The organism is Alicyclobacillus dauci (genome assembly GCF_026651605.1).
GTDB classification, from domain to species: domain Bacteria; phylum Bacillota; class Bacilli; order Alicyclobacillales; family Alicyclobacillaceae; genus Alicyclobacillus; species Alicyclobacillus dauci.
The window spans coordinates 4552801-4578765 of the sequence record NZ_CP104064.1; the positions used below are offsets into that span (position 1 = coordinate 4552801).

23 protein-coding genes are annotated in these 25965 nt (G+C 50.3%); 10 read left to right on the top strand and 13 right to left on the bottom strand.

The features are described 5' to 3' along the window. On the top strand, positions 1-1716 hold the full coding sequence (locus NZD86_RS22685) for a PHP domain-containing protein (RefSeq protein ID WP_268044336.1): 1716 nt from the start codon (positions 1-3) through the stop codon (positions 1714-1716). A gap of 52 nt (positions 1717-1768) precedes the next feature. Here NZD86_RS22685 and NZD86_RS22690 read toward each other — a convergent pair whose 3' ends face one another. From NZD86_RS22690 to NZD86_RS22715, 6 genes are all read right to left on the bottom strand, one after another. Next, complete coding sequence (locus NZD86_RS22690; protein WP_268044337.1) at positions 1769-1969, bottom strand: cold-shock protein; 201 nt, start codon at positions 1967-1969, stop codon at positions 1769-1771. 230 nt (positions 1970-2199) lie between these two features. Beyond that, positions 2200-3300: a DUF5667 domain-containing protein gene (locus NZD86_RS22695; RefSeq protein ID WP_268044339.1), complete on the bottom strand. Its 1101-nt coding sequence runs from the start codon at positions 3298-3300 to the stop codon at positions 2200-2202. 225 nt (positions 3301-3525) lie between these two features. Beyond that, complete coding sequence (gene cysC / locus NZD86_RS22700; RefSeq protein ID WP_268044341.1) at positions 3526-4140, bottom strand: adenylyl-sulfate kinase; 615 nt, start codon at positions 4138-4140, stop codon at positions 3526-3528. Positions 4141-4159: 19 nt separating this feature from the next. Further along, positions 4160-5059, bottom strand: a complete 900-nt coding sequence (locus tag NZD86_RS22705) for a sulfotransferase family protein (RefSeq protein WP_268044342.1) — start codon at positions 5057-5059, stop codon at positions 4160-4162. A gap of 361 nt (positions 5060-5420) precedes the next feature. Further along, a complete protein-coding gene (locus NZD86_RS22710) occupies positions 5421-5849 on the bottom strand; it encodes a PH domain-containing protein (protein WP_268044343.1) in 429 nt (142 codons plus the stop codon). A 175-nt stretch (positions 5850-6024) separates the two neighbouring features. Continuing rightward, complete coding sequence (locus tag NZD86_RS22715) at positions 6025-6909, bottom strand: G1 family glutamic endopeptidase (protein ID WP_268044345.1); 885 nt, start codon at positions 6907-6909, stop codon at positions 6025-6027. 144 nt (positions 6910-7053) lie between these two features. On the opposite strand from NZD86_RS22715, the gene NZD86_RS22720 reads away from it, so the two are divergent. From NZD86_RS22720 to NZD86_RS22730, 3 genes are all read left to right on the top strand, one after another. Beyond that, positions 7054-7812 (top strand): MBL fold metallo-hydrolase, encoded by a 759-nt coding sequence (locus tag NZD86_RS22720; protein WP_268044346.1) that lies wholly within the window; start codon positions 7054-7056, stop codon positions 7810-7812. A gap of 240 nt (positions 7813-8052) precedes the next feature. Then, on the top strand, positions 8053-10335 hold the full coding sequence (locus tag NZD86_RS22725) for a response regulator (protein ID WP_268044347.1): 2283 nt from the start codon (positions 8053-8055) through the stop codon (positions 10333-10335). A gap of 17 nt (positions 10336-10352) precedes the next feature. Beyond that, on the top strand, positions 10353-10730 hold the full coding sequence (locus NZD86_RS22730; protein WP_268044348.1) for a response regulator: 378 nt from the start codon (positions 10353-10355) through the stop codon (positions 10728-10730). On the opposite strand, the gene NZD86_RS22735 is transcribed toward NZD86_RS22730, so the two are convergent. Together NZD86_RS22735 and NZD86_RS22740 are read right to left on the bottom strand one after the other, a co-directional pair. Next, a complete protein-coding gene (locus NZD86_RS22735; protein ID WP_268044349.1) occupies positions 10707-11288 on the bottom strand; it encodes a cysteine hydrolase family protein in 582 nt (193 codons plus the stop codon). The two genes, NZD86_RS22730 and NZD86_RS22735, sit on opposite strands and share 24 nt — an antisense overlap. 68 nt (positions 11289-11356) lie before the next feature. After that, positions 11357-12400 (bottom strand): HD domain-containing phosphohydrolase, encoded by a 1044-nt coding sequence (locus NZD86_RS22740; RefSeq protein WP_268044350.1) that lies wholly within the window; start codon positions 12398-12400, stop codon positions 11357-11359. Positions 12401-12791: 391 nt separating this feature from the next. Here NZD86_RS22740 and NZD86_RS22745 point away from each other — a divergent pair, with 391 nt between their 5' ends. Together NZD86_RS22745 and NZD86_RS22750 are read left to right on the top strand one after the other, a co-directional pair. Further along, on the top strand, positions 12792-14339 hold the full coding sequence (locus NZD86_RS22745; protein ID WP_268044351.1) for a Ppx/GppA phosphatase family protein: 1548 nt from the start codon (positions 12792-12794) through the stop codon (positions 14337-14339). Next, the gene (locus tag NZD86_RS22750; protein WP_268044352.1) at positions 14317-16416 is read left to right on the top strand and encodes an RNA degradosome polyphosphate kinase; all 2100 of its coding nucleotides are present in this window, start codon (positions 14317-14319) and stop codon (positions 16414-16416) included. The genes NZD86_RS22745 and NZD86_RS22750 overlap by 23 nt, the downstream gene beginning before the upstream one ends. A gap of 40 nt (positions 16417-16456) precedes the next feature. On the opposite strand, the gene NZD86_RS22755 is transcribed toward NZD86_RS22750, so the two are convergent. Continuing rightward, positions 16457-17338, bottom strand: coding sequence for a proline iminopeptidase-family hydrolase (locus NZD86_RS22755; RefSeq protein ID WP_268044354.1), 882 nt, complete (start codon positions 17336-17338; stop codon positions 16457-16459). A gap of 217 nt (positions 17339-17555) precedes the next feature. Here NZD86_RS22755 and NZD86_RS22760 point away from each other — a divergent pair, with 217 nt between their 5' ends. Beyond that, positions 17556-19112, top strand: a complete 1557-nt coding sequence (locus NZD86_RS22760) for an ABC-F family ATP-binding cassette domain-containing protein (protein ID WP_268044355.1) — start codon at positions 17556-17558, stop codon at positions 19110-19112. A 92-nt stretch (positions 19113-19204) separates the two neighbouring features. Here the strand turns inward: NZD86_RS22760 and tyrS are convergent, their stop codons facing one another. Next, positions 19205-20464: a tyrosine--tRNA ligase gene (gene tyrS, locus NZD86_RS22765; RefSeq protein WP_268044357.1), complete on the bottom strand. Its 1260-nt coding sequence runs from the start codon at positions 20462-20464 to the stop codon at positions 19205-19207. A gap of 124 nt (positions 20465-20588) precedes the next feature. Beyond that, positions 20589-21515 carry a ketopantoate reductase family protein gene (locus NZD86_RS22770; RefSeq protein WP_268044358.1) on the bottom strand — a complete coding sequence of 309 codons (927 nt, stop codon included), beginning with the start codon at positions 21513-21515 and terminating at the stop codon, positions 20589-20591. Positions 21516-21740: 225 nt separating this feature from the next. On the opposite strand from NZD86_RS22770, the gene NZD86_RS22775 reads away from it, so the two are divergent. Further along, complete coding sequence (locus NZD86_RS22775; RefSeq protein WP_268044359.1) at positions 21741-22196, top strand: PDDEXK family nuclease; 456 nt, start codon at positions 21741-21743, stop codon at positions 22194-22196. Positions 22197-22930: 734 nt separating this feature from the next. Here NZD86_RS22775 and NZD86_RS22780 read toward each other — a convergent pair. Next, positions 22931-23767, bottom strand: coding sequence for a spore coat protein (locus NZD86_RS22780; RefSeq protein WP_268044361.1), 837 nt, complete (start codon positions 23765-23767; stop codon positions 22931-22933). A gap of 262 nt (positions 23768-24029) precedes the next feature. Between NZD86_RS22780 and NZD86_RS22785 the strand changes: the two genes are divergently transcribed. After that, a complete protein-coding gene (locus tag NZD86_RS22785; protein ID WP_268044362.1) occupies positions 24030-24530 on the top strand; it encodes a CBS domain-containing protein in 501 nt (166 codons plus the stop codon). 211 nt (positions 24531-24741) lie between these two features. Here the strand turns inward: NZD86_RS22785 and NZD86_RS22790 are convergent, their stop codons facing one another. After that, positions 24742-25191 carry a hypothetical protein gene (locus tag NZD86_RS22790; RefSeq protein ID WP_268044364.1) on the bottom strand — a complete coding sequence of 150 codons (450 nt, stop codon included), beginning with the start codon at positions 25189-25191 and terminating at the stop codon, positions 24742-24744. Positions 25192-25427: 236 nt separating this feature from the next. Between NZD86_RS22790 and NZD86_RS22795 the strand changes: the two genes are divergently transcribed. Next, a complete protein-coding gene (locus tag NZD86_RS22795; protein ID WP_268044365.1) occupies positions 25428-25835 on the top strand; it encodes a hypothetical protein in 408 nt (135 codons plus the stop codon). Positions 25836-25965 lie beyond the last annotated feature (130 nt).

Genomic DNA, 25965 nt, shown 5'->3' on the forward strand with positions numbered 1-25965 from the left:
ATGAACAACATGGAAAACATGAACAAGATAACAGCGGCCTCCAGTCTGCGCGACATTGGCAACCTGCTTCAAATCGAAGGGGAGAATTCATTTAAAGCGAGAGCCTACATCGTCGCCGCCGAGTCTTTGCTCGCTTCCGCCCTCCCCATGGACAAGATTCTCGCCAACCCAACTTCGTTACCGGGCATTGGGCACGACATCGCTGAAATACTGCATCGATTGAGTTCATCCGGCCTCGATGCTGTGCTCGCCCACGCCAACATCACCATCCCTAGGACTGCGGCGGACTTACTGCGGGTCCCTGGAATTGGGCCAAAAACAGCAAATCGCCTCGTTCATGCCCACGGTATTGTGTCCTTGCCGGATTTGGCGAGAGCCCTTGAGTCAGGCAAGTTGGAGAAGGTATCCGGCTTCGGGCGGGATCGAATGGACCGACTGAAACGGGATGTCGCCGTTCTCGTCGAAAGCTTGCACGCAATTCCAATCGCACGGTTATGGCCACTGGCAACTCAACTCGCCGAAGAAATCCGGGCTGTCCCAGGGGTTCAATCAGTTGCCGTCACAGGCGATGCACGCCGTTTGGTTGTCATGTGCCCACATGCGGAACTCGTTGTGGCTGTCGACGACGAGGAACCAATACAAGAGTGGTATGCGGAACGAGACGGCACAGAGGAAGATAACTACACTATCCTACGGGTTGTTTCTCCAAACGAGACCGTACCGGTTCGGATACATACCGTGCCGGTTGAAGCGTTCGCCCCCCATTTGATGCGGACGACCGGCGATGGAGTTCATCAAGACGTCATAGAAGGATTGCTGCGGAAGAAAGGCATCGTTTGGGCGGTGGATCGGTTGACAGGTGAAGGTGGTGAAACGATCCAAGTTCCGAAGGAAGTAGACATCTACCGTTTGATTGGCATGCCTTTCTTGCCACCCGAAGTTCGCGAAGGCCAAGGAATTCTCGTACAGCCGGATGAGCTCGTTCAACGTGAGGATATCCGTGGAGATCTGCATGTGCATAGTAACTGGAGCGACGGATCGATGAGCATTGAGGAAGTCGCGTCACACGCAGCCCGCTTGGGCTATTCATACATTGCCATCACGGATCATTCTCAGTCCCTCTCCATCGCACACGGACTCACGCCGGAACGGGTGCGAGAGCAGCGTGGCGAGATTGAACGGGTGAGGCGACTGACGGACGTCAAGATCCTCCACGGGACCGAGGTCGATATTCTATCGGACGGGCAACTCGATCTCCCCGACGACGTTCTTTGGGACCTCGACATCGTTGTGGCCTCTGTTCACAGTACAATGCAGCAGTCGAAAACACAAATGACGGAGCGAATCATCAAAGCCATCCGGCACCCTGCCGTAGACATCATTGGCCACTTAACTGGACGTGTTATCGGGCGGCGATTTGGCTACGAAGTGGATATGGAGCGGATCCTTGAAGAAGCTTACAAGCACGGCGTCGTCATTGAGCTCAATGCGAACGCGCATCGGCTAGACGTGTCGGAAAGTGCGTTGCGGCAAGCGCAGGAGATGGGCATTCTCATCTCCATTGACACAGACACACATCATGAGGACGAGTTTGACATGATGGAGTACGGCATTCGAATGGCCAAGCGAGGGTGGCTGAAGAAGACGAACGTACTGAATACATTGCCGTATGACGAGCTCGTAGGGAGGCTGCATCGGGATCGGAGAACGAGATGATGTTGATTCAAGCCCATGCAGATTCGCTGTTCTACATGGGCACCTGGGGGCTTTAGTATTTGACGACGTTCGCTGCCTGCGGGCCTTTGGGACCCTCAACGATGTCGAATTCTACGCGTTGGCCTTCGTCGAGTGTCTTAAATCCTTCCCCTTGGATTGCGCTGAAGTGCACAAACACATCTTCCCCGCCCTCCACTTCGATGAAGCCAAATCCCTTTTCGCTGTTAAACCATTTCACTGTTCCTTGATGCATTCAGTAATTCCTCCATAATACTGTGGTACACAGTTGATTTACATTCCGCTTCTGAAATACAGAGTAACGGGTCATGTCGTACATAAGTTATGCATTTTACGCGATTATTAGTCCGATTGTTGATACGCCCTTCACATCACTGGGTTGGGTAGGGGCCAACTGCGAAAACCTAGCCCCTCATCTAGCGATGAAGGGCTAGGTTTCTGCGTGCTGTGATTCAGAAAAGCAAATTAACCGCGTCCATTGTCCTTTTCGTTACCATGGTTACCGTCGTGACCGTGCTCGGAATGATCATGCTGCACGTTACTATTACCGTGGGTTCTCACTTGTACGGAAGCGTAAACCGACGAGTCAACCTTAGACTTCTGTTGGGATTCTTTGGCCTTGTCTTCTGACTGCTCATCTGTCTTCACCTTGGTATTCGTAGAGACAGTAGAAGCCTTAGTCGTCGAATCCTTTGAAGTCGTGGCGTTCCTGGATACTTGTGTTTGCTTTTGCGTTTCTGATGGCTGGTCAGCTGGTTTCACGGGTAGTACTGGTTGCGGTTGCTTCGCTTGTTGCTCCAACTGTTGAAGTTGCGCCTCGAGATGGGCAAATCCCTTTTCGATATTCTTCTCGAGAGATTGTTGCGCCTTGGAATTATGTACATGCTGCAGCGCAGATGCCAAGGCTACCGTATTATGGGCGAGATTAAAGTACTCCGCATCCTTCTGCTCATCACCCGACTCGCTTTTGGTACAGGTAGACGGTGAAGTTGAACTGTTCGTGGTTCCTGTCGTGGACCCGGAGTTTGACGTGTTGGATGGCGTCGATCCTGTAACGGTCACAGTTGGCGTACTTCCTGTTGTTGTCGCAGACCCTGATGAACTATCCGCAGCTCCCGTTGTAGAAGATGCCGACGTACTCACTCCAGTGCTGGGCTGATTGCCAGTTACCGTGGGAATGGTTGATGAAAGCAACTGTTCTGCCTGTTGTGTGTTGCCTTGGGCAATCAACGCATTGACTTTGCTAATTTGCTCCTGAGCGAATTGAGCTAACTGTTGTGCTTTGGAAAGATCCTTTGCTTTCAATGCAGCTTGAATTTGCTGATATATCGTGTTTACGAAGTTTGCATACTCGCTTGATAACGCTTGGGACGAGCTTAAAACAGTCGATCCGGTATTTGACGTCGCGTTTGTTGCACCATATGTTTCCTGGGTAGTCGACGTATTCGCCGCTGGCGTGACTGTAACGTTAGATGCAGCCCATACGGTTGCACCCGTTGCACTTACTCCCAAAATTAGCGCTCCCGCTATCAGACCTTTTGTAAACCTCGTTTTTTTTATAGCCAAAATCGAAACCCCTCTTTCTTCTAGTAATCATTGGCTTCGCGAAGTTGTTAGAGAGTTCGAATCTTGAAGAGAACTTTTGTCCGTCGATGTGAATGTTCTTGAATTGTGCATGGTTCGTAGTTGGATATGGATCACCCCGTCGACAAATGATGTAACATGGGCGAAACCAATGAAGGGCATGCCTACCGAGAGTTTGGGGCGGGAGATAGAGCGGTTTTTTATTTTTTACAGGCCATCGCTCAGTCTTAGCGTCCGATGGGCATTTAAGTAGTGGAGAATCCGGTCAACGCCTTGTTCAATGGACTGAACATGAGTCTGTACAGTCACTTGTGGATGGGCTGGTGGCTGATATGGGGCATCAATTCCAGTGAAACCTACAATTTTACCCTGGCGGGCTTTTTTATATAGACCTTTCGGATCCCGTGTTTGGCAAACATCCAATGGACAGTCCACAAACACTTCGACAAACTCATTTGCGCCGAACTTTTTCCTTGCCATATCACGTTGATGTTTCATAGGAGAGATCACTGCCGCGATCACGACCATGCCTGCGTCCACAAATAATTTCGCAACTTCAGCTACACGGCGAACATTTTCGTCCCGGTCTTCGTCACTAAAACCAAGGTTCGAATTAATTCCACAGCGTAAATTGTCGCCGTCTAGCACATACGTCTGTACCCCGCGTTGAAACAGAGCTAAGCTAAGTTGATTCGCTACAGTTGACTTTCCGGATCCAGATAGGCCTGTTAACCATATCACACATCCTCGATGTCCATTTCTTTGCTGCCGACTATTTCTTGAGACGGATGTTTGGTGCCATGTAACGTTGTTCGTTTGCAATCTGAACACCTCTTGTAAATTACTTCAGCCATGCAGACAAGTCTCTATTGATGAGCGTCTGCAATTTTTCTATGTCCTGCCGGTAATAACGCTGTAGTTCTAGCCTTGTATTGGGATCCATGCTCTCCTTTTGTAACACCATGGTTTTGGCCCGTTGGCCCAACCTTTGTCGAAATTTCTGAGGCAAAAGCGGCTTCGCAATTTCCTTTAATACGTTTGGTTTTGCGAAGAAGTTGTAGAGAAATCGAGATTTGGGTACGCCGGATTCGTTATAACGAACTGATGTATCAATGTGCTCGTCATTTTCCAATCCCAGAAACGACAACACATCATTAATAACTTTCGATGTATCCTGTAAGTCTTCAAACAAATAGATTTTCAGCTGGTCTTTGGGGAATACCCGTATGTAACGCTGGACCTGACAACTATAGAGACCGAGTTCACGATACCACCATAGAGGTTGATAACCTTGATGTCGGCGGCTCTCTTCCTGTTGTAGTGCCTCCTCAAAAGTGAGCGTTTCACGCCCATCGCGAACGGTGTGCATGTATGCCGAAAACGCTCGGTCAACAGGATTGCGAAGGATGAGTACGACTTTCGCTTGCGAGTTGAACTGATACAGTTTCTCCGCCACTCCCGGAAAATAAAGGTAGTAAACAGATCCTTCTCCAACAACTTTCGCCTGATCACTGGCTGCGAACAGTTTTAAGTACTCATTGATATCTCGCAATCTGTTTTTACTGAACCCCTCGTCGCCTGGTCCTGAAAAATGATCGGGAAAATATTCATCACAGAAAAAATGAGGCTCTTTGATTGGGCTCATATACACCTTCGGGTGAAGCCCGAGGTAATGAAAAAGTGAACTTGTTCCTGACTTCGCCGCACCTGCAATAAAGAAATTTGGTTTGCCAGACACCATGATTCCCCTTTCACTTCTAGGGTACACGGTGTTTATTGAAATAAAATTGAAGTAAATTTGAGGTTTAAGGTGTATTTTTTAATATTTTGGAGTGGGTCCGATTCTCTGCGCCAACCGGCATTACGGGTGAGGAAATTGATATTCTCTCGGCAGTAACTACTTAGTTGGAAATGGAACAGATTAGGTTGAATCAACAATCGGCTATTACCTGTCAAACTCTAATGTGAATAAAAAGGGGTAGTCACGGGAATGGAGTGGATAATCTTTTACCATCAGGGAGGGATTGATGTAGGGTGCTCCGCGGAACCATCGAATTCACCTCGACTTACATGCGCCGGCAATTTATAGACTACGTCTGTAGTTATGAATTTATTTTTCTACGGTTCTCGACGGCTATTGTTTGCATTGCAACATAAAAGGGCTGAATATTAAATTTCTTCCCGAATTCAAATTTGTAGGTGGCCGTATCCACATTATTAGCTTTAAAGTATGGTGACGTGATGTAATGGATAGTCATTTCACTATCATCGAATCCCATTCCCGCCGTCTCCATCGAAACCTCATAAATCGAATCGAGATCGATAGATACGACTCTTGTCTTTTTACCAGTCACACCTTGATGGTCAAATAATATTATGCGTTGGTCCGTAACAATGAAGGTATCGCGAACTAACTTGAACCCGGTTGTGATTTTTTCTTCAGGCATCAGATATGTTCCATACTGCTTTGTCAATTCTTCTACAGAAAGCTCTGTGTAATTGCCTAATATACCACTTAGTAACTTCGGCAACATCATCATCTCCTTTGGTTTAGACTAATCGATGGCATGTGCGTTCAAGAATCGAGACACGCCTCACAAATACCTCAGTGCTCAATATTACATTACATATGCTGAATTCTCAAAACGAACCTCCAAGCCAACCTCCGCGGGAAGACCGGAGGTTGGCTTTGGTCATTTACCTACATTAAGATTGTGGCGGCGTGGGCTGAGCAGAGCCATACGCGACGTTGAAACCGTCCGTGTCCGAGTCGGGGTTTGACGGGACGGAGACCGTTGCATTGTTCTGCACCATGTATCCGCCATCCGACGCGGTGAGTCCAGGATTCGCGCCATTTACCGTACCTGGATCCATCGTCGTTTCACCATAGTGTGCAAGCGTTGCGATACGGCCATTTATCTCCGGTGCCTCTTGGATCCATTCAGCGGACGTTGCTGGTCCGGAGTAGGACTGTGTTGTGGAGAACGTCTCGTTTTGGGTGAGATCGTTTAGAGTAATTTTCCATGTCCCATTACCGTTATTGTGAATGGCAGCACTCATGTGGTCACCTGGGTAAACAGCCATATTCGTAATGACAGTCTCGGCAGCTGGGAGTATCTCCCACCACGCGTCGTACTGAGCTCTCCCGCCGACATAGTCCTGCTCGGTACCGGTTTGGATCAAGTCACTGTTGTTGTACCCATCAATGCCAATCCAAGTGGACGAATAACTGCTTTTCGTTGTCTTTTGAACTGTTGGCACGGTCCACTCGCCCGTGATGTCGTTGTATGGCCCGCCTGTGATCGCATAACCTGACCAATTTGACGCCGACCAACCGAAATTGTGAACGGAGCCCAAGGAATTGGGCGTGCCAAGTGCACTGGGTGGGAGAGGTTGTCGCGGCGCGTTGCGAATAACGACCCCCGGGTGCGTATAGTTCGTTTGGTGGTTAGAGGAGCCCACGCTCACTTTCGGTAGATTCGTGATAGCTGTGTCCGGATGTGAATAACTCGTTCCCGCAAACGCGGTGATAGGTACCATACTCACTCCCATGACAACCATAGCTGAAGATAGTAGAACTTTCTTCCGCATTCCACATGCCCTCCCAAGATGTTGTCAGGTCCCTCAGGACCTGGGTGAATTCTATGCCTGTTTGGAAGGCTAAATTATTCCTCATATAATCCATATAATCAGTATTACAATGAGGGAAAAGCCAACTCATGAGGAGGGACTCACATGAACATTCAACTGATCCGGCATGCGACTCTCTTGGTTCACATGCATTCTCGTAAAATCCTGGTCGATCCGATGCTCAGCCCAGCAGGTGCCATGTCGACCGTTGCCAACGCCGCGAACACACTCCGGAATCCCCTCGTGAACTTGACCGTCAATGTTGCCGAGCTGTTGTCGGCTGACGCGGTTCTGCTCACGCACACCCATCGCGATCACTTCGACGACGTCGCCGCCACACTTCTCCCCAAAGACATTCCGTTCTTCTGCCAACCCGCAGACAAAGCGCACGTCGAGAAATACGGCTTTACTGACGTGCGACCAGTCGAGACCGATGTCTCGTGGCATGACATCCACATCACCCGCACAGGAGGCCAGCACGGTTCGGGAGAACTCGCGACCAAAATGGGCCCTGTCTCCGGCTATATCCTCGCGGCGGACAATGATCCCTCGCTCTATATCGCTGGCGACACCATATGGTGCAAAGACGTCCAAGACGCACTCACCCTGCACCATCCCGACGTCACCGTCGTCTTCGCCGGATCCGCACAATTCCTGTCGGGCGGCCCGATCACGATGGACGAACAAGGCATCACCAAACTCTGTCGGCACTCGCCCGCCACGAAAGTCTTCGTGGCCCACATGGAGGCCTGGAGTCACTGCCTGCTTACGCGTAACTCCTTACGTGAAACCCTCCACGAAAACGGACTGACATCGCAGGTTGTTGTGCCTGTGGATGGCGAGATCGTCAACTTCCTAAAATAATAATTGACGTCGTATAGCGACGATTTCATTGCGGACTGAAAGTATATATGATAGGCGTGTCCATTGAATTACTGTATAGTAAGGGTTGCAGAACATGGTAGAATTGGCGCACGAACTGCGAGTATTATCAGAATAATTCATCATGATCTTTTGTTGACACTGTTTCGCCGTACGTCTTTTAACCTCATTGATGCGGGCAGGTGCTCTATGCGCGGTATCCTTTTTACACTATTACGAGACATGGTACGACTGAACTATCCCAACTTGATTCGTTCCTTTGTGGCGTCACTCGCCGAGTATGCACCGAGCATTTCCCGCGAATCGTACAGTCGCATTGGGGATTACGATGCACGGGAACTCCTCCTGACGACACAAGCCCTCGCAAACGTCACGGGTACGTCAGTGAACCAGGAAATGTACAACTTGGGCAAACACGTGGCGAAATACTTAATTGTGGCTGCATACACGGATGATCGGCTGCGGACACCCGTGTCAGCGTTTGATTTTCTCATTCACTCGGACGAGTACATATTGGATCGCCTTTACTATGTGCCCGTCGACAACCTGGAAGTACGCAAGTGGCTGAACACGGACAACACTCAATTGTTTACAAGCGAGCCAATGGATGAGGACACCATCAAACTCACGTTAAACGGTAATTATCCCGTTGAAATGCATCATCTCGCAAACGGGTACACACATTGTGTCGTTGAATTCTTCGGTGAGAATATCCATATCGGCGAAGTTGAGTACCACAATGAAGAAGAAAATTTAGTCGTCACGCAACTTCTACGTCGCCTCCAGCCTGGTGTCGTGTCCGACCTTGCTTCACGGGTCGCGAAACTGACCGTGGAAATGACACCTGACCCGGACTCTTTTTACCGAAACATAGATGATCCCGAACAGCTGAAGAGGATGCTTGCTCGTGCGTACCGCAGTCGGGATCGCGTGGAGCAGATTGCCGAAGACAAAACCCGTGAACTGTATCAACATCTAGCGGAAGTCAGTCGGGCGCGAGACGAAGCCCTTGGAGCAAGCCAAGTGAAGAGCCAGTTTCTCGCAAATATGAGCCACGAACTGCGCACGCCCCTAAACGCCATCATTGGCTATAGTGAAATGCTCCTGGAAGAAGCTGAGGAGTCCAACGAGGACGTATTTGCGGAAGACCTCAAGAAAATTAAGACAGCAGGACAACATCTGCTGAGCCTCATCAATGACATCTTGGACATTTCGAAGATCGAGGCGGGCAAGATCGAGATGTTTGTGGAGACTGTGGACGTTGGTGAACTGATAGGCAATATCGCCTCCACGATCACGCCCGTTGTCGAGAAAAACGGAAACCAACTTGTCGTCAACTGTCCGAATGATCTCGGCCAAATAGAAGTCGACTTGACGAAATTTCAACAGATTCTACTGAACCTCCTCAGTAACGCCAGTAAGTTCACTTCAAACGGCACCGTAACGCTGACTGTATCTTCCGAACCTATGCCAGAAAGCGCTATGTTGACATGTTCCGTTCGCGATACAGGTATCGGGATGACGGAGCAGCAGCTTGAGAAGATATTCGATGCATTTACGCAGGCGGATGTTTCAACAACCAGAAAGTTCGGCGGTACTGGCCTGGGGCTGGCAATAAGTCGACGCTTCGCGCTCATGATGGGCGGCGACATCACCGTACACAGTGAAGTCGGAATCGGCTCCGAATTCACCGTATTCTTACCGGTTCACCGAGTAACCACGAGGGAAACTGTGACAACGATTGACACGCCCAAGTCTGGCAACAAGACCGTACTGGTTATTGATGATGACCAGGGCGTGCTCGACCTGATGAGGCGGTTCCTTGTGCGAGAAGGATACGGTGTGCTAACTTGTGCAAGCGGTCTAGAGGCCATTGGCCTCGCAAAACAGGTTCAACCTGACGTCATCATACTCGATCTCATGATGCCCGGGGTCGACGGATGGACAGTTCTGTCCGCGCTCAAGAAGGATTCCGACACCGAGCGTATTCCCGTCATGATTCAGTCGTTTACGGACAGTGATAAGGGGCTCGGGTTTGCCTTGGGTGCTGTCGAGTACTTGACCAAGCCCATCGATAGAGATCGAATTTTGTCTGTCCTGCAAAAGCACGCGCCAGCGCCAGTCTCGCAAACTATCCTGGTTGTCGAGGACGACGAAACAAACCGCGAAATGGTAAAGAAACTCTTGGGACGAGACGGTTTCGAGGTACTCGCTGCGACAAATGGCCTCGAAGCCATTGAAGTATTGCGATCCGTCGAAGATCACCTTCCCGACGCCATCCTCCTTGATCTCATGATGCCACTCATGGACGGTTTCGAGTTCCTTCAAGAACTCCACAAAGAACCATCGTGGACGTCTATTCCAGTGGTCGTGCTTACGGCACGCGAGCTGACAGAGGATGAACGCACGTATTTGCAGCAACGGACAATGCAAATCCTGCAGAAGTCAAACACATCGACGTCTCAGATTCTACAGGCACTTTCACAGAGACTTCTCACTATATAAGCAAGGAGCGGTGACAAATGGCGAAAATTCTCCTCGTGGAAGATAACGAAATGAACCGGGACATGCTTTCCCGCCGGCTAAGTCGGAAAGGTTTTGAAGTTGAGGTGGCAGTAGACGGCCAAGAGGGCGTGGATATGGCCAAGAGGATTTTGCCTGATCTCATCCTGATGGATGTCAGCCTGCCGACAATGGACGGGCTGACCGCGACTCGCATCATCAAGAGCGACACCGCGACATCAGCTATCCCCGTTCTCGCGCTGACAGCAAACGCGACAACCAGCGACCGTGAGCAGGCTCTCGCCGCTGGTTGTGATGATTTCGATACGAAACCGGTAGACCTAAACCGCCTGTTGGAGAAAATCAATGCTGCCCTAAGCCAGCATACCGACTCCTAGAGACTGAGCCCACTCGGCCACGGTCGTGACCTGCGCCTGGCTTGGGAACACTTTTTCCGTGAGGACGCGGTGTACTTCTTCGTCGTGATCGGCACATGCGTCTGACAGGACTATCAACTTGTAATCCTTGTCGGACGCTTCGCGAAGTGTGGACAAGACGACCCCACTCGTGGAAATCCCCGTTAACACCAAGGTGTCGATCTGCTTCGAACGCAGAGCCACCTCTAGATCGCTTCCCGTAAAAGCGCTTACTCTACGTTTGACGACGACCAAGTCCCCGTCATGAGGAGCAACTTCCGGGTGCACCTGCGTGGATGATTCGCTGTCGACGAAGCCTCCGTAGGTTGTGATCGCCGAGAAAAACTGGTTGTTCGCACTCACCTCTGGATAGCCGCTTCGAAATCCAACTCGCACATACATGACAGGAATGTCAGCGTTCCGTCCTGCCTGAATTGCATTTTTCCATGGAGTGAGGAATTCCTTAGAGCCGCCGCTCACCATCTCGACGATCCCCTGCTGCACATCCATGACCAGTAGAGCTGATTTGTTGTTTGCCACCGTACTTTCCCTCCCTTAATGCATCTCATAGTCACTCTTATTCTATCATTGGAGAATGAATACTAGAATCATTCAGTCACTTTCACACCGGTGCGCTCATTCAGTACTTGCATGAATGCCTTGACTACGGCCGGATCGAAATGGCGTCCCTCCTGGCGCTTGATTTCGTCCACCGCTTCTTCCACCGACCACGAATCTTTATACGGTCGTGTGTGCGTCAACGCGTCAAAGAAGTCCACCAAGCTCACGATGCGACCGGCCAGGGGAATTTCCTCACCCTTCCGCCCGTACGGATATCCGGTTCCGTCCCATTTTTCATGATGATACAGCGCAATGGCCTCTGCCTGCTGCAAAACAGGAAACCGACTGCCCGCCAAAATTTCAGCGCCAATTTTCGTGTGTTGCTTCATTTGCTCGAACTCTTCTTCAACGAACCGGCCAGGCTTCATGAGCACTTCGTCCGGGATACCGATTTTGCCAATGTCGTGCAACTGTGCTGCTGCCTGAATCAGTTCAACCTCTCGATCCGCCAAGCCCATCGCCCGCGCAACTTCCCCCGCCCACTCACCAACGCGTCTCGTATGCTGCCCTGTGACGTCATCCCGAAACTCAGAAGCACGCGCCAGCAATTGGAGAATTTCCATCTGTGCTGCCTCCAAATCCGCCGTTCGTTCGCGGACGCGCTCCTCCAGAATTTCATTTTGATTCTGAAGCGCGAGGTGCAGGGATCGAGTCTCCAACAAATTCCCTATACGAAGGATGACCTCCGTACGGTCAAATGGCTTGGTCAAAAAGTCCTTCGCCCCTTGGGACAACGCTTGACGTTTCGCCTCTGGTGTAATGTCGGCGGTCAGCACCAATACAGGCAGGTATGAGCTTGGCGGGATTCTCTCTTGCAACTGTTCAAGCACTTCGAATCCGCTCATTTGGGGCATATGTAAGTCCAATAAGACAATATCAGGTCCAATCTCCTCAAACATAGGCAGTGCCTGCACTGGATCCTGCGTCGTATACAAATTTTCATATCCCGCTCGTCTCAACATTCGCACGAGCAAAGATATGTTCATTTCTTGGTCGTCAACAATCAGAATCCTGGACTTTGATTTGTTCATTTGTGGTACCTCATTTGTCATGTTGGAATCACAGTTTAAAAAAGGCGTCGAGTCTCACACGATTCACGTATCTGACTGCTTGAGAAAGTTCGGCATAACTTGTAACAATCCTGCCAGAACGCGTATTCATTATAAACGCGCCTGTCCTGCTCGAAATCATGAGTTGTGATTTCGTCGTTCAGGTTATGGTGGTAAATTAGTAAAAGAGCCCTTGATTTTGCCCGTAGCAATAATTACAGAATGATAGTCTTGTGGACGAATAGCGATTTAAGAACCAGCATTGAATACATATCCATAAGTAAGAATTATCCATTCCGGGCGTGTGATCAATGAAAGTTTGTTTGATGGAGCACAATGTATACGATGACCAACTGATACCGGAGGAATCGGAATGGCCGATGAAATGAACGCAGTGATCGACCTAGGGTCAAATTCTGTTCGCGTGGTGATTTACGAGCACGGGCCTTCGGGCACCCAGAAAGAAATTGACACCCTGAAACAATCGGTACGGTTGACCAGTCATCTTGATGAGAACAACGTCATCACCGAAACCGGCATTCAACTCACTGTCCAGGTAGTTGGACTGTTCAAACAACTGTGTGACTCATACGGAGTTGTAGAAATTATCGGTGTGGCCACCCAAGCCGTTCGCGTTGCCGTAAATCGGGACGAACTGTTAAATCGTATCTTTGCTGAAACCGGCATTCGATTCCGAGTCATTACCGGGGAGGAAGAAGCCCGATATGGTTATCTGGCGGCAGTTAACTCTCTCCCCTTAGAGGACGGAATAACAGTAGACGTGGGCGGAGGCAGTACAGAGATCACATATTTCCGTCAACGCAACCTAATTCACTACGCTTCCATCCCATACGGCGCCGTTTCCTTAACCAAGGAGTTCACCAGGAACGATCCTACGCCATCCAAGATACTGGAAGCAATGAACCGCGCCATTGAAAATCAGCTTGACCGATACCCTTGGTTAGAAGGGTTAGGGTGCCCCGTAATCGGAATGGGAGGAACAGCAAGAACTGTCGCCCGCGTCCACCAGGACCGACGCAAGTATCCTTTGAAGATCCTTCACGGATACGAGATGTGTCCGATGGAAGTGACGGCTATGCTGGATATGGTTTGCTCGATGCCCGTGAAAAAGCGGAGTAAAATAGGCGGCCTGTCGGGCGAACGCGCGGACATTATCGTCGCAGGGATAGCAATTCTGGACCAGGTTTTAAAACGAGTAAGGGCCTCCAAATTTGTCATCAGCAACAAAGGGCTGCGGGACGGGATTCTCATAGAACAGGTACTCAGGACCCGTGGTGAGCAACTGCTACCGGACATGCTCGTGCACAGTATCGCGAACATTCACGTCCATTTTCATCTAGACAGGCAACACGCCATTCAGGTTTGGAAACTTACTGGCCAGCTATTGTCCGAAATGGTTAAACACAATTGGTTGCCGGACAGTAGTGAGATGCGGCGGTGCCTACATGTGGCATCTATGCTTCATGATATCGGGCGGACCATCAGCATTTACAATACGAGAGACCATAATTTCTATCTTCTCCTGCAGGTGCCTCTCTTCGGTGTTAGCCATCGAGAGCGCCTTATTGCTGCAGCTATCACGGCGTTTAAGAGCACGAAGCAAACCAACAGGGCTCTAGTGAGTTACCAAGAATTACTCGAGGATGAGGACTTCACCACCATTACCCGGTTGGGCGTCTTACTCGGGCTTGTGAAGACACTGGACCGGACTTCGACAGGGGCGGTCCAGTCCATTGATCTGCTTCGCGATCAGGGAGAGTGGATTCTGCGGGTACACGCCCAGAAGCCGCTCGGTCTTCAGCTCAACCTAGCCTTGGAGTGGCTGAAAGAATGGCGAAAGGTATTCCAACGGGAGATTCGATTGGAGGTAGATCCATTTGAGCAATCCTTGGGAGTTTGATAGCCCGTTAAATTACATTAATAGGGAATTGAGCTGGCTGTCATTTAATGAACGGGTGTTGGAGGAAGCCATGGACAACAGTAACCCGTTATTTGAACGGCTGAAATTCCTTGCCATCACCAGTTCAAATTTGGATGAGTTTTTCATGGTTCGCATTGCTGGGTTGAAGGATCAAATTAAGATCGGCAGTAATGCTCCAGATAATAAGACGAGGATGTCGGCGTCAGAGCAGTGGGACGCTGCTCTGCGCAGAAGCTCGAGTCTTATGAGCCAACAGACAAAGGCGTGGAAAGAAACCCTAGTCCCGTTGCTCCAAGAGGCTGGTCTCTCGTTTGTCTCGGGCACACAACTAAACCCAGAGCAATCAACCTATGTGTCGGACTTATTTCACCGGATGATATATCCGGTTCTAACACCGATGGCGGTTGACGCCAGTCGTCCGTTTCCCATGCTGTTAAATCGCAGTCTTAACCTCGCCGTCCTGATTAAATCGGATGCTCCAGAAAAGGAACCGTATCTGTTTGCCTTCGTACAGGTTCCGAGTGTGCTACCTCGGTTTATTGAACTTCCCACCTCAGGTGAAGGTCATAGGGCGTACATCTTCCTCGAAGAGATTATCCGTATGCATTTGTCCGACTTATTTCGAGGAAAGAGCATCGTCTCCGCGAGCTCGTTTCGAATCACCCGCGACGCTGATCTGATTTTAGATGAGGATGCAGCAGAGGATCTCCTGGAAGAAATTGAAAGAGTGCTCAACAAGCGAAAGACCGGAGATGCAGTGCGTATTGAGGTTGAGACGGGCATGCATCCCTTTCTAAGGAAAGTCATCGAAGACTGGGAGGAAGTAAGCCATTCCGAAGTCTTTGAATTGGACGCCCCCCTCGATCTCTCTTTCCTGTTCCGGTTTGTAAACCAAGGAGGATATGAGCCCTTAAGGTTCCCGGATAATCCGCCCATCCTCCCTGTAGATCTACGGGGGGAACAAGATATTTTTGCAGCCATTCGACGCAAAGACATATTGCTGCATCATCCGTACGAATCATTTGAACCGGTCATTCATTTTGTTCACCAAGCCGCCCAGGATCCCGATGTCCTAGCCATCAAACAGACCCTCTATCGTGTGGGTGGCGATTCCCCCATCGTGGCTGCCCTGGCACAAGCGGCAGAGAACGGCAAGCAGGTCACGGTCCTAGTTGAACTCCGAGCACGATTTGACGAAGAAAAGAATATCGTTTGGGCGAAGAAACTCGAAAAGGCTGGGTGTCACGTTATATACGGATTAGTCGGGTTAAAGACTCACTCTAAAATGGCCCTGGTTGTGCGAACAGAGAATGGCCAATTACGAAGATACGTGCACCTTGGCACAGGGAACTACAACGAAAACACCGCCAAGCTTTATACCGATTTTGGAATGTTTACTTGTAATGAAGAAATTGCCGAAGATGTATCTTCCATTTTCAATCAGCTAACGGGGTATTCCTCACTTCCAGTATTACATCGTCTACGGGTGGCACCGTGGGGGTTGGAGGAAGCTTTTCTCGCCGAACTTGATGAAGTTGCCGCATACTCCATCGAGAAAGGGCAGGGACGAGTCATCGCGAAAATGAACTCCCTCACCGACAAAGATTTGATTCAGGCACTTTACCGGGCCTCATGTATGGGGGTAAAGATAGATCTGATTGTCCGTGGAATATGTTGCCTACGTCCCGGAATTCCTGGGGTAAGCGAAAACATCCGGGTTCACAGCATCGTCGGCCGATTTTTGGAGCATGGACGAGCCTACTATTTTTGTAGTGGGAATCGGAAAAAAGTGTTTCTTTCCAGCGCTGATTGGATGACTCGCAACCTCGAACACCGAGTGGAAACACTATTTCCGGTCCTTGAATCAAAACTAAAGGAAAGGGTCATTGAAGTTCTGGAAACTCAATTAGCAGACAACGTCAAACGAAGAGAACTACAGCCTGATGGCAGTTATCTGCGTATCATTCGACAGGAAGGTGAGGAACGCATCAACAGTCAGGAGCGATTATACGAATGGTCTGTTGCTTCGGTTCAAGAAAGTCTCCACTCCGTATGAAAAATCAACCGCGATGCGTTGGGCATTAATCTGCCTCAAGTCACTGGCCAGCGACGGCGTGGACGAAGTCCTTGATGTACCGAAAGTACGCCTCCGTGTCATCCCACATGGACATGTGGCTTCCGTTTTCGCAGATGGCAACCCGCGCGTTCGGAATACGGCGACCCATTTCCTCAATATCGGCGGGATTCATGGAATCGTGCCGCCCACTGACGACCAGAGTCGGGACGTGAATCTTGTGCAAGTCCGGCCACCTGTCCCAGTCCTTCAGATTGCCGGTGAAGACAAACTCGTGCGCGCCTTGCATCGTGTTGTAGACCTGTGCATTCGTATGGGCGAACGCACGATTGACTGCGTCGGGCCATGGGTCACAGCGGCAAATGTGTTGTTTGTACAGGTGTTCCGTGACGAGATCGATATATTGTGGGGCGTCGAGATCGCCTTTTTCTTCGTAGGCTCTCATGGTGTCCACGATGTCCTTCGGCAATAGATCTCGGAGAGCGTTGATGTACTTTAGGTAGCTTGGGATGCTTGCCGTCATATTCGAGATGATGAGTCCAGCCAAGTTCTCTTGGTATTCCAACGCATATTCAATAGCCAGCGCTCCTCCCCATGACTGACCAAGTAGATAGAATGACTCTAGGCCCAAATAGCGCCGGACCTCCTCCACTTCTTCGCGAAAGCGGTGGGCGTTCCATAGGGATGGGTCGTTTGGTTGATCAGAAAAGTAGGAGCCAAGTTGATCGTAAAAATAGATTTCGATCCCGTCCGGAGGAAGATAATCTTCAAAGATTTCGAAGTACTCGTGATTGGCTCCCGGCCCACCGTGCAACAATAGCATTTTGATGGGGCTGTCACCGACGCGGCGTGTCCAAACGTGAAATCCGCCGGAGATCGGGACAATTTTCGATGCATTCGCCATTTATTCTTCTCCTCCAATACTATCGACAATAGGTGGATTATACGGAATTTTACGCAGATTTAGTAGGTGTTTTTCTTGTTGTACACCGGACTATCCCAGTTATAATCAATCTAGGTCAAATATTGCGCAAGACCGCACGGGAGTCAATGCCGGTCGAGAGTCACAACCTGACTGGTCCGTGAAGCAAAACATAACCTCCGGCAAAGGATGTCTATAGATGAGTATCTTGAGTGTGAAGAACTTGACGCACGGATTTGGGGACAGAGCCATTTTCAACAATGTCTCCTTCCGTATGCTGAAAGGCGAACATATTGGCTTGGTCGGCGCCAACGGCGAGGGGAAATCCACGTTCATGAGTATCGTGACGAGGAAGCTGGAGCCGGATGAGGGGCAAATTGAATGGGCGAAAAATGTGCGCATAGGCTATCTTGATCAGCACACGATTCTCGACCGCGGCCTGACGATTCGCGACGTGCTAAAAAGCGCCTTTCAGTACTTGTTCGATCTCGAACAGAACATCAATCAAATGTACGAGGAAATGGCGACTGCCTCCCCCGAACGGTTGGAGGCGCTGATGAATGAGGTCGGCACAATCCAGGACCTGCTTACTCAAAACGATTTCTACACGATTGACGCGAAAGTAGAAGAAATCGCGCGGGCGTTGGGTTTGGATGAGATCGGGATCGACAGCGATGTCGAGGAACTCAGTGGCGGTCAGCGAACGAAGGTCCTCCTCGCTAAACTTCTGCTCGAGAAGCCGGACATTCTGCTGTTGGACGAACCCACAAACTACCTCGACGAGCAGCATATTGTCTGGCTCAAGCGGTATCTTCAGGAGTACGAGAACGCGTTTATTCTCATTTCGCACGACATTCCGTTCCTGAACAGCGTGATCAACCTCGTTTATCACATGGAAAACCAGGAGTTGACCCGCTACGCGGGCGACTACGACAACTTCCTCCAGGTCTACGAAGTGAAGAAACAACAGCTCCAGGCGGCGTACAAGAAGCAGCAACAGGAAATCGCAGAGTTGAAGGACTTTGTCGCGCGCAACAAAGCCCGTGTATCAACGCGCAATATGGCCATGTCCCGGCAGAAGAAACTGGATAAAATGGATGTCATCGAACTGGCCAAGGAGAAGCCGAAGCCACAGTTTAACTTTGTGGAATCGCGATCGCCAAGCAAACTAATTGTCCAGACACACGATCTCGTCATCGGCTACGACACCCCACTCTCGAAACCGCTGAACTTGCAGATGGAACGCGGGCAAAAGATTGCGTTGGTGGGAGCCAACGGGATCGGGAAGACGACGTTGCTGCGAAGTATTCTTGGGGAAATCCCGGCATTATCGGGTGAAGTACAGCGCGGGGACTATCTGGAGATAGGTTACTTTGAACAGGAAGCCAGACACACACCTGACACGACTTGCATCGAAGAAGTGTGGCACGAATTTCCCCACCTCAACCAAGCCGAAGTTCGCGCTGCCCTGGCGAAGTGCGGGCTGACAACCAAGCACATCGAAAGTAAGGTGGAAGTGCTCAGCGGAGGCGAAAAATCGAAAGTTCGACTCTGCAAGCTGATAAACAAGCCGTCGAATGTTTTAGTCCTCGACGAGCCCACGAACCACCTGGACGTCGACGCCAAAGACGAGTTGAAGCGAGCCTTGAAAGATTACCGCGGCAGCATCCTCCTCATTTCACACGAGCCGGAGTTCTACCAGGATATCGTCACGGACATCTGGAACGGTGAAACGTGGACGACGAAGGTTATTTAGTGGCGCAGGGGGCCGCCCCCGCAGCCACTCTACAATAACATGCGGGACAGCCCCCAGTATCTTCGATCCGCCATCACTTATCTGCCTGGTATCTACTCGAATTTGACGAGGAAGTACTTTTTCTTGCCGCGGCGGATAACTAAGAACTGCCCGCCAAACATCTCTTCACGGTTGAACTCGCGTTCCAAGTCCGTCACTTTGTCGCCGTTTACGCTGATGGCACCGCTCGTGATGTCCTCACGCGCTTGGCGCTTCGAAGGGCAGGCACCGCTCGCGATGAGAATGGACATGATATCCAGCGGGTGATCCGTCGGTAAACTGGTGGACGGAACGCCCTCGAACACCTCTTGAATCTCACTGACGCTGAGGCTCTTAATGTCACCACTGAACAAGACGCCGGACATGTGAATCGCCCGATCCGTCTCCTCTCGCCCATGCACAAGCTCCGTCACGTGTTCAGCAAGGGTCTTTTGGGCCTTGCGGGCCCCCGGATTGTTCGCGACTTCCTGCTCCAGTTCCTCGATTTCTTCCCTCGAGAGGAATGTAAAATACTTCAGGAACTTGATGACATCATCGTCCCCGGTGTTCAACCAGAACTGGTAGAACTGGTACACCGACGTCTTGGTGGCATCCAGCCAAATCGCGCCCGATTCTGTCTTGCCGAATTTCGTCCCGTCTGACTTCGTTACCAGTGGTATGGTGAGCCCGTATGCCTGCTCTCCCGTCAGCCGGCGAATCAAGTCGATGCCGCCGACGATATTCCCCCACTGATCCGATCCGCCAATCTGCAACAGACAATTGTTGCGCTTAAACAGTTCCAAGAAATCGTTCGCTTGGAGCAACATGTAGCTGAACTCGGTAAAGGAAATACCTGTTTCCAATCGCGCCGACACGGACTCCCGATTGAGCATGGTGTTCAGACCGAAGTTCTTACCAACGTCCCGCAGGAACTCGATCACGCCCATCGGCCCCGTCCAATCGTAGTTGTTAGCCATAACCCCAGCATTGCCGTCGGCTTCAAAGTCAATGAAGCGTGACAACTGCTTCTGAATCTTAGCCGTCCACTCCGCCACGACTTCCGGCCCATTCAATGTCCGTTCTTGTTTCTTACCGCTGGGATCGCCAATCAACCCTGTCGCACCGCCAACCAGCGCTATGGGTTTGTGGCCCGCCAGCTGAAAACGGCGCAACGTCAAAATGGGCAACAGGCTGCCGATATGTAAACTGTCCGCGGTCGGATCGAACCCGACGTACAGACTGACGGATTGCTCTTGGAGCAACTTCTCTAATTCATCTCTGTCTGTCGTTTGAAAGATCAATCCCCGAAACTCGAGTTCTTCTAAAATGTTCACTTTACGACCCCTTTCAACGGCCTCTTTGTTCATTATAATCGCATATATACCACCAATGCAGCCATTGGGGAAAATCGGATCCGGCCGGAAGTGATCGATTTGTGGGCACACATCGTGAACCTCATTATCTCATGCTATTCATCTGTTCCATAGTCCGAATGATCTTGTACAGCATATCGTTCGTCGGCGTGGGTACACAGTGTTGTCTGCCAAGTTCGCACACCTTGCCGGCCAAATATTCGACTTCAGTCTTTCGTCCAGCTTCGATATCCTGAAGCATCGACGTCTTCCCCTCCGGTGACATTCCGTTCAATATACCCATGAACGTCTCAATATCTTCTTCGGTGAGATTGACGCCTACTTTTTGGGATAACATAATGACCTCTCGCATGGCACTGATCATCAACTCACGCGCATCCTGCAAATTTTGAAATACACCATATGGTGCTTTCAACACGGCCGATGTCTGATTCACGCCCACGTTGACCATGAACTTCCACCACATTGTGCGCTGCATATCCTCTGGAATTGCGTACGGGATATTTGCTCTATCAAACAATTCCTTCACGCGTTGGACATTTTCAGAATAGTGAACGTTCTGTAACTCACCGAAACAAATGCGACCAATTGAAGAAAACCGGATGGACGTGTCCTCCCGTACAGCATCAATAGCAACGCACATGGCGTGGAGTACCTTATCGTGACCGTATACCGATCCAATTGCTTCTTCACTAGAAATGCCATTTAAGAGGGGAAGAATGATGGTATCGGGACCCACGTGCCGCTTAATTTGCTCAATAGCAAGCTCAAGGCCCTCGTACTTGACGGCGACGATGACGAGATCGGCCGGTCTGGTATCCACATTCGGCGAAATGTAGCGGAATTCATAGCCACGGCCGTTTACCAACACCTCTCGTCCTTGAAGGCGTCGCATCCGATTCTCGTCCGCTATGATTTGAATACAGTCGGGATCCATGTCGTGCAATCTACTGGCATAAGCAGCACCGATGGCGCCCAACCCAATGAGTGATACGTTCTCTATCCTCTTCACAGCAAAAACCTCGCTCTATGGTTTTATGTACGCTAAATCTGGTGTCATTGACGGTTGAGATTTTGTACCACATTTTATCACGTAGGGCATGCGAATTGGCGGAAAATTTGGTATGAAAGGTTGAGATCGAGTTTGGAGCACATCATTTCTCCTGCGCGTCATTGAGCATCGTCAAACCCGCACTGTACCGTTAATTCAGCACGTTGGATCGGAGGAGGGTGCTTCTTGTCATTTGATCGTGCATACAAATCGTTTATCAAGTCTCACCTTCGGCATCGGAATGGAGCCCGCAAAGCACGAATCGAATCGGGCCTGCACCATGCAGAAAAAATGCTCCTCGAAAACGTCTGGTGGCCGGCATTTCACCAGTTTGATTCATTGTATCCCGAGTACGAAGTCCAAGATTTCAAAGGCGGCTATCGTTACATCGATTTCGCCTACATTCAACAACAATTTCGCGTGGCCATTGAAATAGACGGGATCGGACCGCATTTAAAAGGTATATCGCAAAGCCAATTCTCCGATCACTACCAACGCCAAAACCACCTCGTCATCGACGGCTGGCACATTCTCCGTTTTACATACAGCGACGTTCGACATCGTCCCCGTATTTGTCAACAGAACATCCAGCAACTGCTAGGAAGACTCACTGGTTCCTCAACGGTATCTTGCAAACGCTGAGCGTTACGGACAGAGCAATCGTGCGCCTCGCACTCGGTTCAAACCGGCCGATCACGGCCCGAGATGTCACCACTCATCTGCAGTTATCCAGCAATACGGCAACAAGGCACCTTCGCAGGTTAGCAGAAACAAACTGGTTGGAGCCAGCGAGCGGGTCTATACGCATTCATTCCTATCGCATCCATCCATCTCGTTCGAACATTGAATTGTGAGGACCCACTACGGGGGCACGTATGAGGTCACGCTAGCCCGGTGGACTGCGTTTGTCATAGCAGCAGGGTCACGATTGGTACCACTTCGGGCCCTATTTGGTGGAAGCGCTGGATAGTGCCCATCACTTTGCAACCACTTTGATCCCTATCGACCGGCGTATACGACGGGTTCGGGTACCCTCGAGGCGTAATAGCCACCATTATAGTGGTTAACGAGGAAATCCATAGCCGAGAGATACGCGATTAGTTCCATTGTAGTGGTTATTTCGATGTCAACGAACATGGGGCACCTGGGTGGACGACTTTATGAAAACTTCTGGGGCATAAATGCTTCTTCGGCGGTGGCATGTCTCGATCCGCCGGGGCTCGGACAACGTCGCCAAGCCGACCCCACAAGTCTGCAAATTACCTCCAATATGGCGGTAATTCGAAACCCTTGCCATGCCCTCCCCACTTCCCCACTTGCCCACCAAAAAAGCCACGCGTGCCCTACCCGGCTCGCGTGGCTCACGCACCCTGCTCTTATTGTTGCTGCATTTGACTCGACTGCTGCTGCATCTGGCCTGACTGTTGCATCTGACCCGGCGACCTCATGTTACCGTAAGCGGAAAAAGAAGCTGCTGGAGACTGGGCCGGAGCTCCGCCCCTATCCCCATAAAGCACACTATCCCGCGCCCCAGGATTCATGGCCGCATTCCTTTCCATGCCACTCTGACCTGCCATATTCATAGACGTATTCACATTCCCAGCTCCGTACGCGTTCGCGGTCTGCCCCATACGTCCAGCGCCCTGCACACCGTATTCGGCCTGCAATTCTTGTGGCGCTGGTTGATAACTATTGAGGAACGTTTCGGCCGTTTGGGGATTCAGTGTCGGAACTTGGTACAGCCCCTGCTGGTTCATAAACAGGAACACTTCATATGCCTGATTCATACAGGTTGCGGCACTGTTCATCATGGTCCGGCGAAGATTGGGATCCGCGCATTCCAAGGCAGCCCACGAGGCATTGCGAGCTGCATTCTTGTGGCACAGTAACATAGCAGTGGCGATCTCGCTGTCACTCAACACAGCATCAGCCTGTGGCGCCGCTTGTCTACGCGTCGTTAAGCCGTATCGAACCTGCTGTTCGCTCGCTTTGATATCCGTGTTTGCGGGAATCGGAGTAAACCTAGTGTTCCCGTGCGCCATGGATACCATTTCGTTGTACGCCACGATCTCCTCCTGCTGGTGACGCACAATCATATCCAGCAACTGCGGGTTTCTCGCTTCTTGCGCGTACAAGTTGAAATGTGTAATCATATTGATCTTTTCTGTCAAAATCTCGTGTAGCTCCATGGATTCGTGAGCACCGAACGGCATAGAAACACTCCTTATTTGTTATTGGCACAAGTTACTATCTCCCTGCTCTATGCCAGTTATGCGATCAACATCTACTGATTTCCAACGAAACTTTCATCGCGGACCACGGCCCGGTAATGACCCCACCGTAACGCAGGACATGGATACTGGTTACAAGCGACGATTTGCACGGCCTGCGGTGACACTGTACACACATTTGAATTAGACGTAGAATAAACATGAGTAAGCGGTTTCATGACTGCCAAATAAGGAGGAATCGAAGTTGAGAGTTCGAGACGTCATGATTCAAGATGTGTACGTGGCCCATAAGGACGATTTGGTGCACGATGTTCTGAGGAAATTCTCGAACCTCAGAATCAGCGGTATGCCCATTGTTGATCATGGTTATCGGGTCGTTGGCTACATCAGTGACGGCGACATTATGCGGTTCCTCGGCAAACATACAAACAATGTGATATTGTCTTACTCGACCATCTGCACCTACTATTATGCGGAATCCCTGGACGCACAGATCGACCAAGTGGACCAGTTTAAACAGAATGCATTTTCTCTGTTTGAAAAGAACGTCATGCAACTCGCCACAAAAAAGGTGATCACAGTCAAGGAAGACGATGATCTGGTCGACGTCGCGGAGTTGCTGTCCAGACGGAAAATAAAAAAAGTACCGGTGGTTAAAGACGGAGTCCTTGTCGGTATTGTGAGCCGTGGGGATGTCGTTCGTGCTGTCGTTCAAGCTTATCTATCGTCCGGTGCGGTATCGTAAACCGTTCACGAACACTGCCGTCAGAAGATCCTAAATCATTATGTATGACCGGTCACTCTTTTCACCGTCAAACGTCGATGGTACACACGCGTTGCGAGCAGTCAACCGAGCGACCGTAGAGTGATCGGTCATTTTCAAGATTGTTGCAGCCTAAATCCCAGCGCCAAATCCACAATATGGAAGTCACACGTTTCCCGGCGGCCAAGTCATTTCAGTCGATCGCGTTGCTCGCAAACTCACGCACTGCTCTTCGCACCAATTCCAGAAACTCAACTTCATTCGTCGCTTCAGCAAATATGGGAAAGCGACGCGCCAATTCAACATGTAATGATTCCAACTCGATATCGTTCAAATCCTCGATCCGCTGAATCAAGAAATTCGTTTCTGGCGAAGCAGATGCTGACTCGTCATCCCCTGCCTGGTGAATCATGCCGGTAAAACGTTCTTCAAACTCCTTAATGATGGTCTCCGGGGACTTAATTCCCCACTTATGTCGCATGTTTGTCACTTTCTTTTTGGGGACGTCATATAACTTGGCGATGGCTTCATCCGATATCTGTTCCTTCCACCACAAGCGATGGAGCGTTTCATACGTTACATTCTTTATGTCCAATTTTTCGCCGTACCTTTTTCCTTGGCTCAGTTTGTCATACAGTCGCACTGTTTTGTCTCCCCTTGATTCGAAGCTCGTGCACATCATACTATTGGTGCTGCTCCAGTACAACAACTCGTCCCTCGCGATCGCGCTGCCCGCCTCAAGTTTCCGCCCGCCCGGTATTCGACATACGTCGTGGGGGAGGACCCATACCTAAGGGGTCATACGGCATATTGTAAATACGTAGAAAAACAAATTCGACATCGGGGGCGTGAAGCACATGCAGGGAAAAGCCCCGGGAGATGCGAGCACTTGCCATTTCCGCTACAATGCGGACAGTGGATATCTGGACTGCAATTCTCTTGTTGACCGGCCAGCTCACCGTAAGTGGTGTGTTTCTCGCTTCGGGTGCCATGTGGTTTAGCCTCACGGGACCGATCCTCGCCTACATCAGCTCCGAGGGAAAAACACCACATGCAAACGCGCTGCTCGACGGGATCGATATCATCACCGCACTCCTTCTCATCCTCGGTCAAATTACCAATATCGGCCCTTGGCGTCTTTTACTTTTGGTTTACTCAGCCAGCATACGAAGGTGCGTCGACATCACAATCCAAAGCCAGGCCCAAAAGGGCCCAATGGATGACTCGACTTGCGGCCTAAGTGAAAAACTGTCCCCCCTGTTTATACCACTTTCCTTTTGCAAGTAGATTTATTTCCTCATATAGTCCCCAACCATGTGTGCTGCCCTTGCCATTCTCGATCTCAGTACAGTGTTTCAAATGTCTCTCTCATCCGTAAACCGGTATCTTCTCCACCTTTAAAATTTTTCCACGAGAC

Coding starts and splice junctions, on each gene's coding strand:
- NZD86_RS22685 (WP_268044336.1), top strand. CDS start 1: ATGAACAACATGGAAAACATGAACAAGATAACAGCGGCCTCCAGTCTG.
- NZD86_RS22690 (WP_268044337.1), bottom strand. CDS start 1,969: ATGCATCAAGGAACAGTGAAATGGTTTAACAGCGAAAAGGGATTTGGC.
- NZD86_RS22705 (WP_268044342.1), bottom strand. CDS start 5,059: ATGGTGTCTGGCAAACCAAATTTCTTTATTGCAGGTGCGGCGAAGTCA.
- NZD86_RS22715 (WP_268044345.1), bottom strand. CDS start 6,909: ATGCGGAAGAAAGTTCTACTATCTTCAGCTATGGTTGTCATGGGAGTG.
- NZD86_RS22720 (WP_268044346.1), top strand. CDS start 7,054: ATGAACATTCAACTGATCCGGCATGCGACTCTCTTGGTTCACATGCAT.
- NZD86_RS22725 (WP_268044347.1), top strand. CDS start 8,053: ATGGTACGACTGAACTATCCCAACTTGATTCGTTCCTTTGTGGCGTCA.
- NZD86_RS22730 (WP_268044348.1), top strand. CDS start 10,353: ATGGCGAAAATTCTCCTCGTGGAAGATAACGAAATGAACCGGGACATG.
- NZD86_RS22740 (WP_268044350.1), bottom strand. CDS start 12,400: ATGAACAAATCAAAGTCCAGGATTCTGATTGTTGACGACCAAGAAATG.
- NZD86_RS22745 (WP_268044351.1), top strand. CDS start 12,792: ATGGCCGATGAAATGAACGCAGTGATCGACCTAGGGTCAAATTCTGTT.
- NZD86_RS22755 (WP_268044354.1), bottom strand. CDS start 17,338: ATGGCGAATGCATCGAAAATTGTCCCGATCTCCGGCGGATTTCACGTT.
- NZD86_RS22760 (WP_268044355.1), top strand. CDS start 17,556: ATGAGTATCTTGAGTGTGAAGAACTTGACGCACGGATTTGGGGACAGA.
- NZD86_RS22780 (WP_268044361.1), bottom strand. CDS start 23,767: ATGCCGTTCGGTGCTCACGAATCCATGGAGCTACACGAGATTTTGACA.
- NZD86_RS22795 (WP_268044365.1), top strand. CDS start 25,428: ATGCGAGCACTTGCCATTTCCGCTACAATGCGGACAGTGGATATCTGG.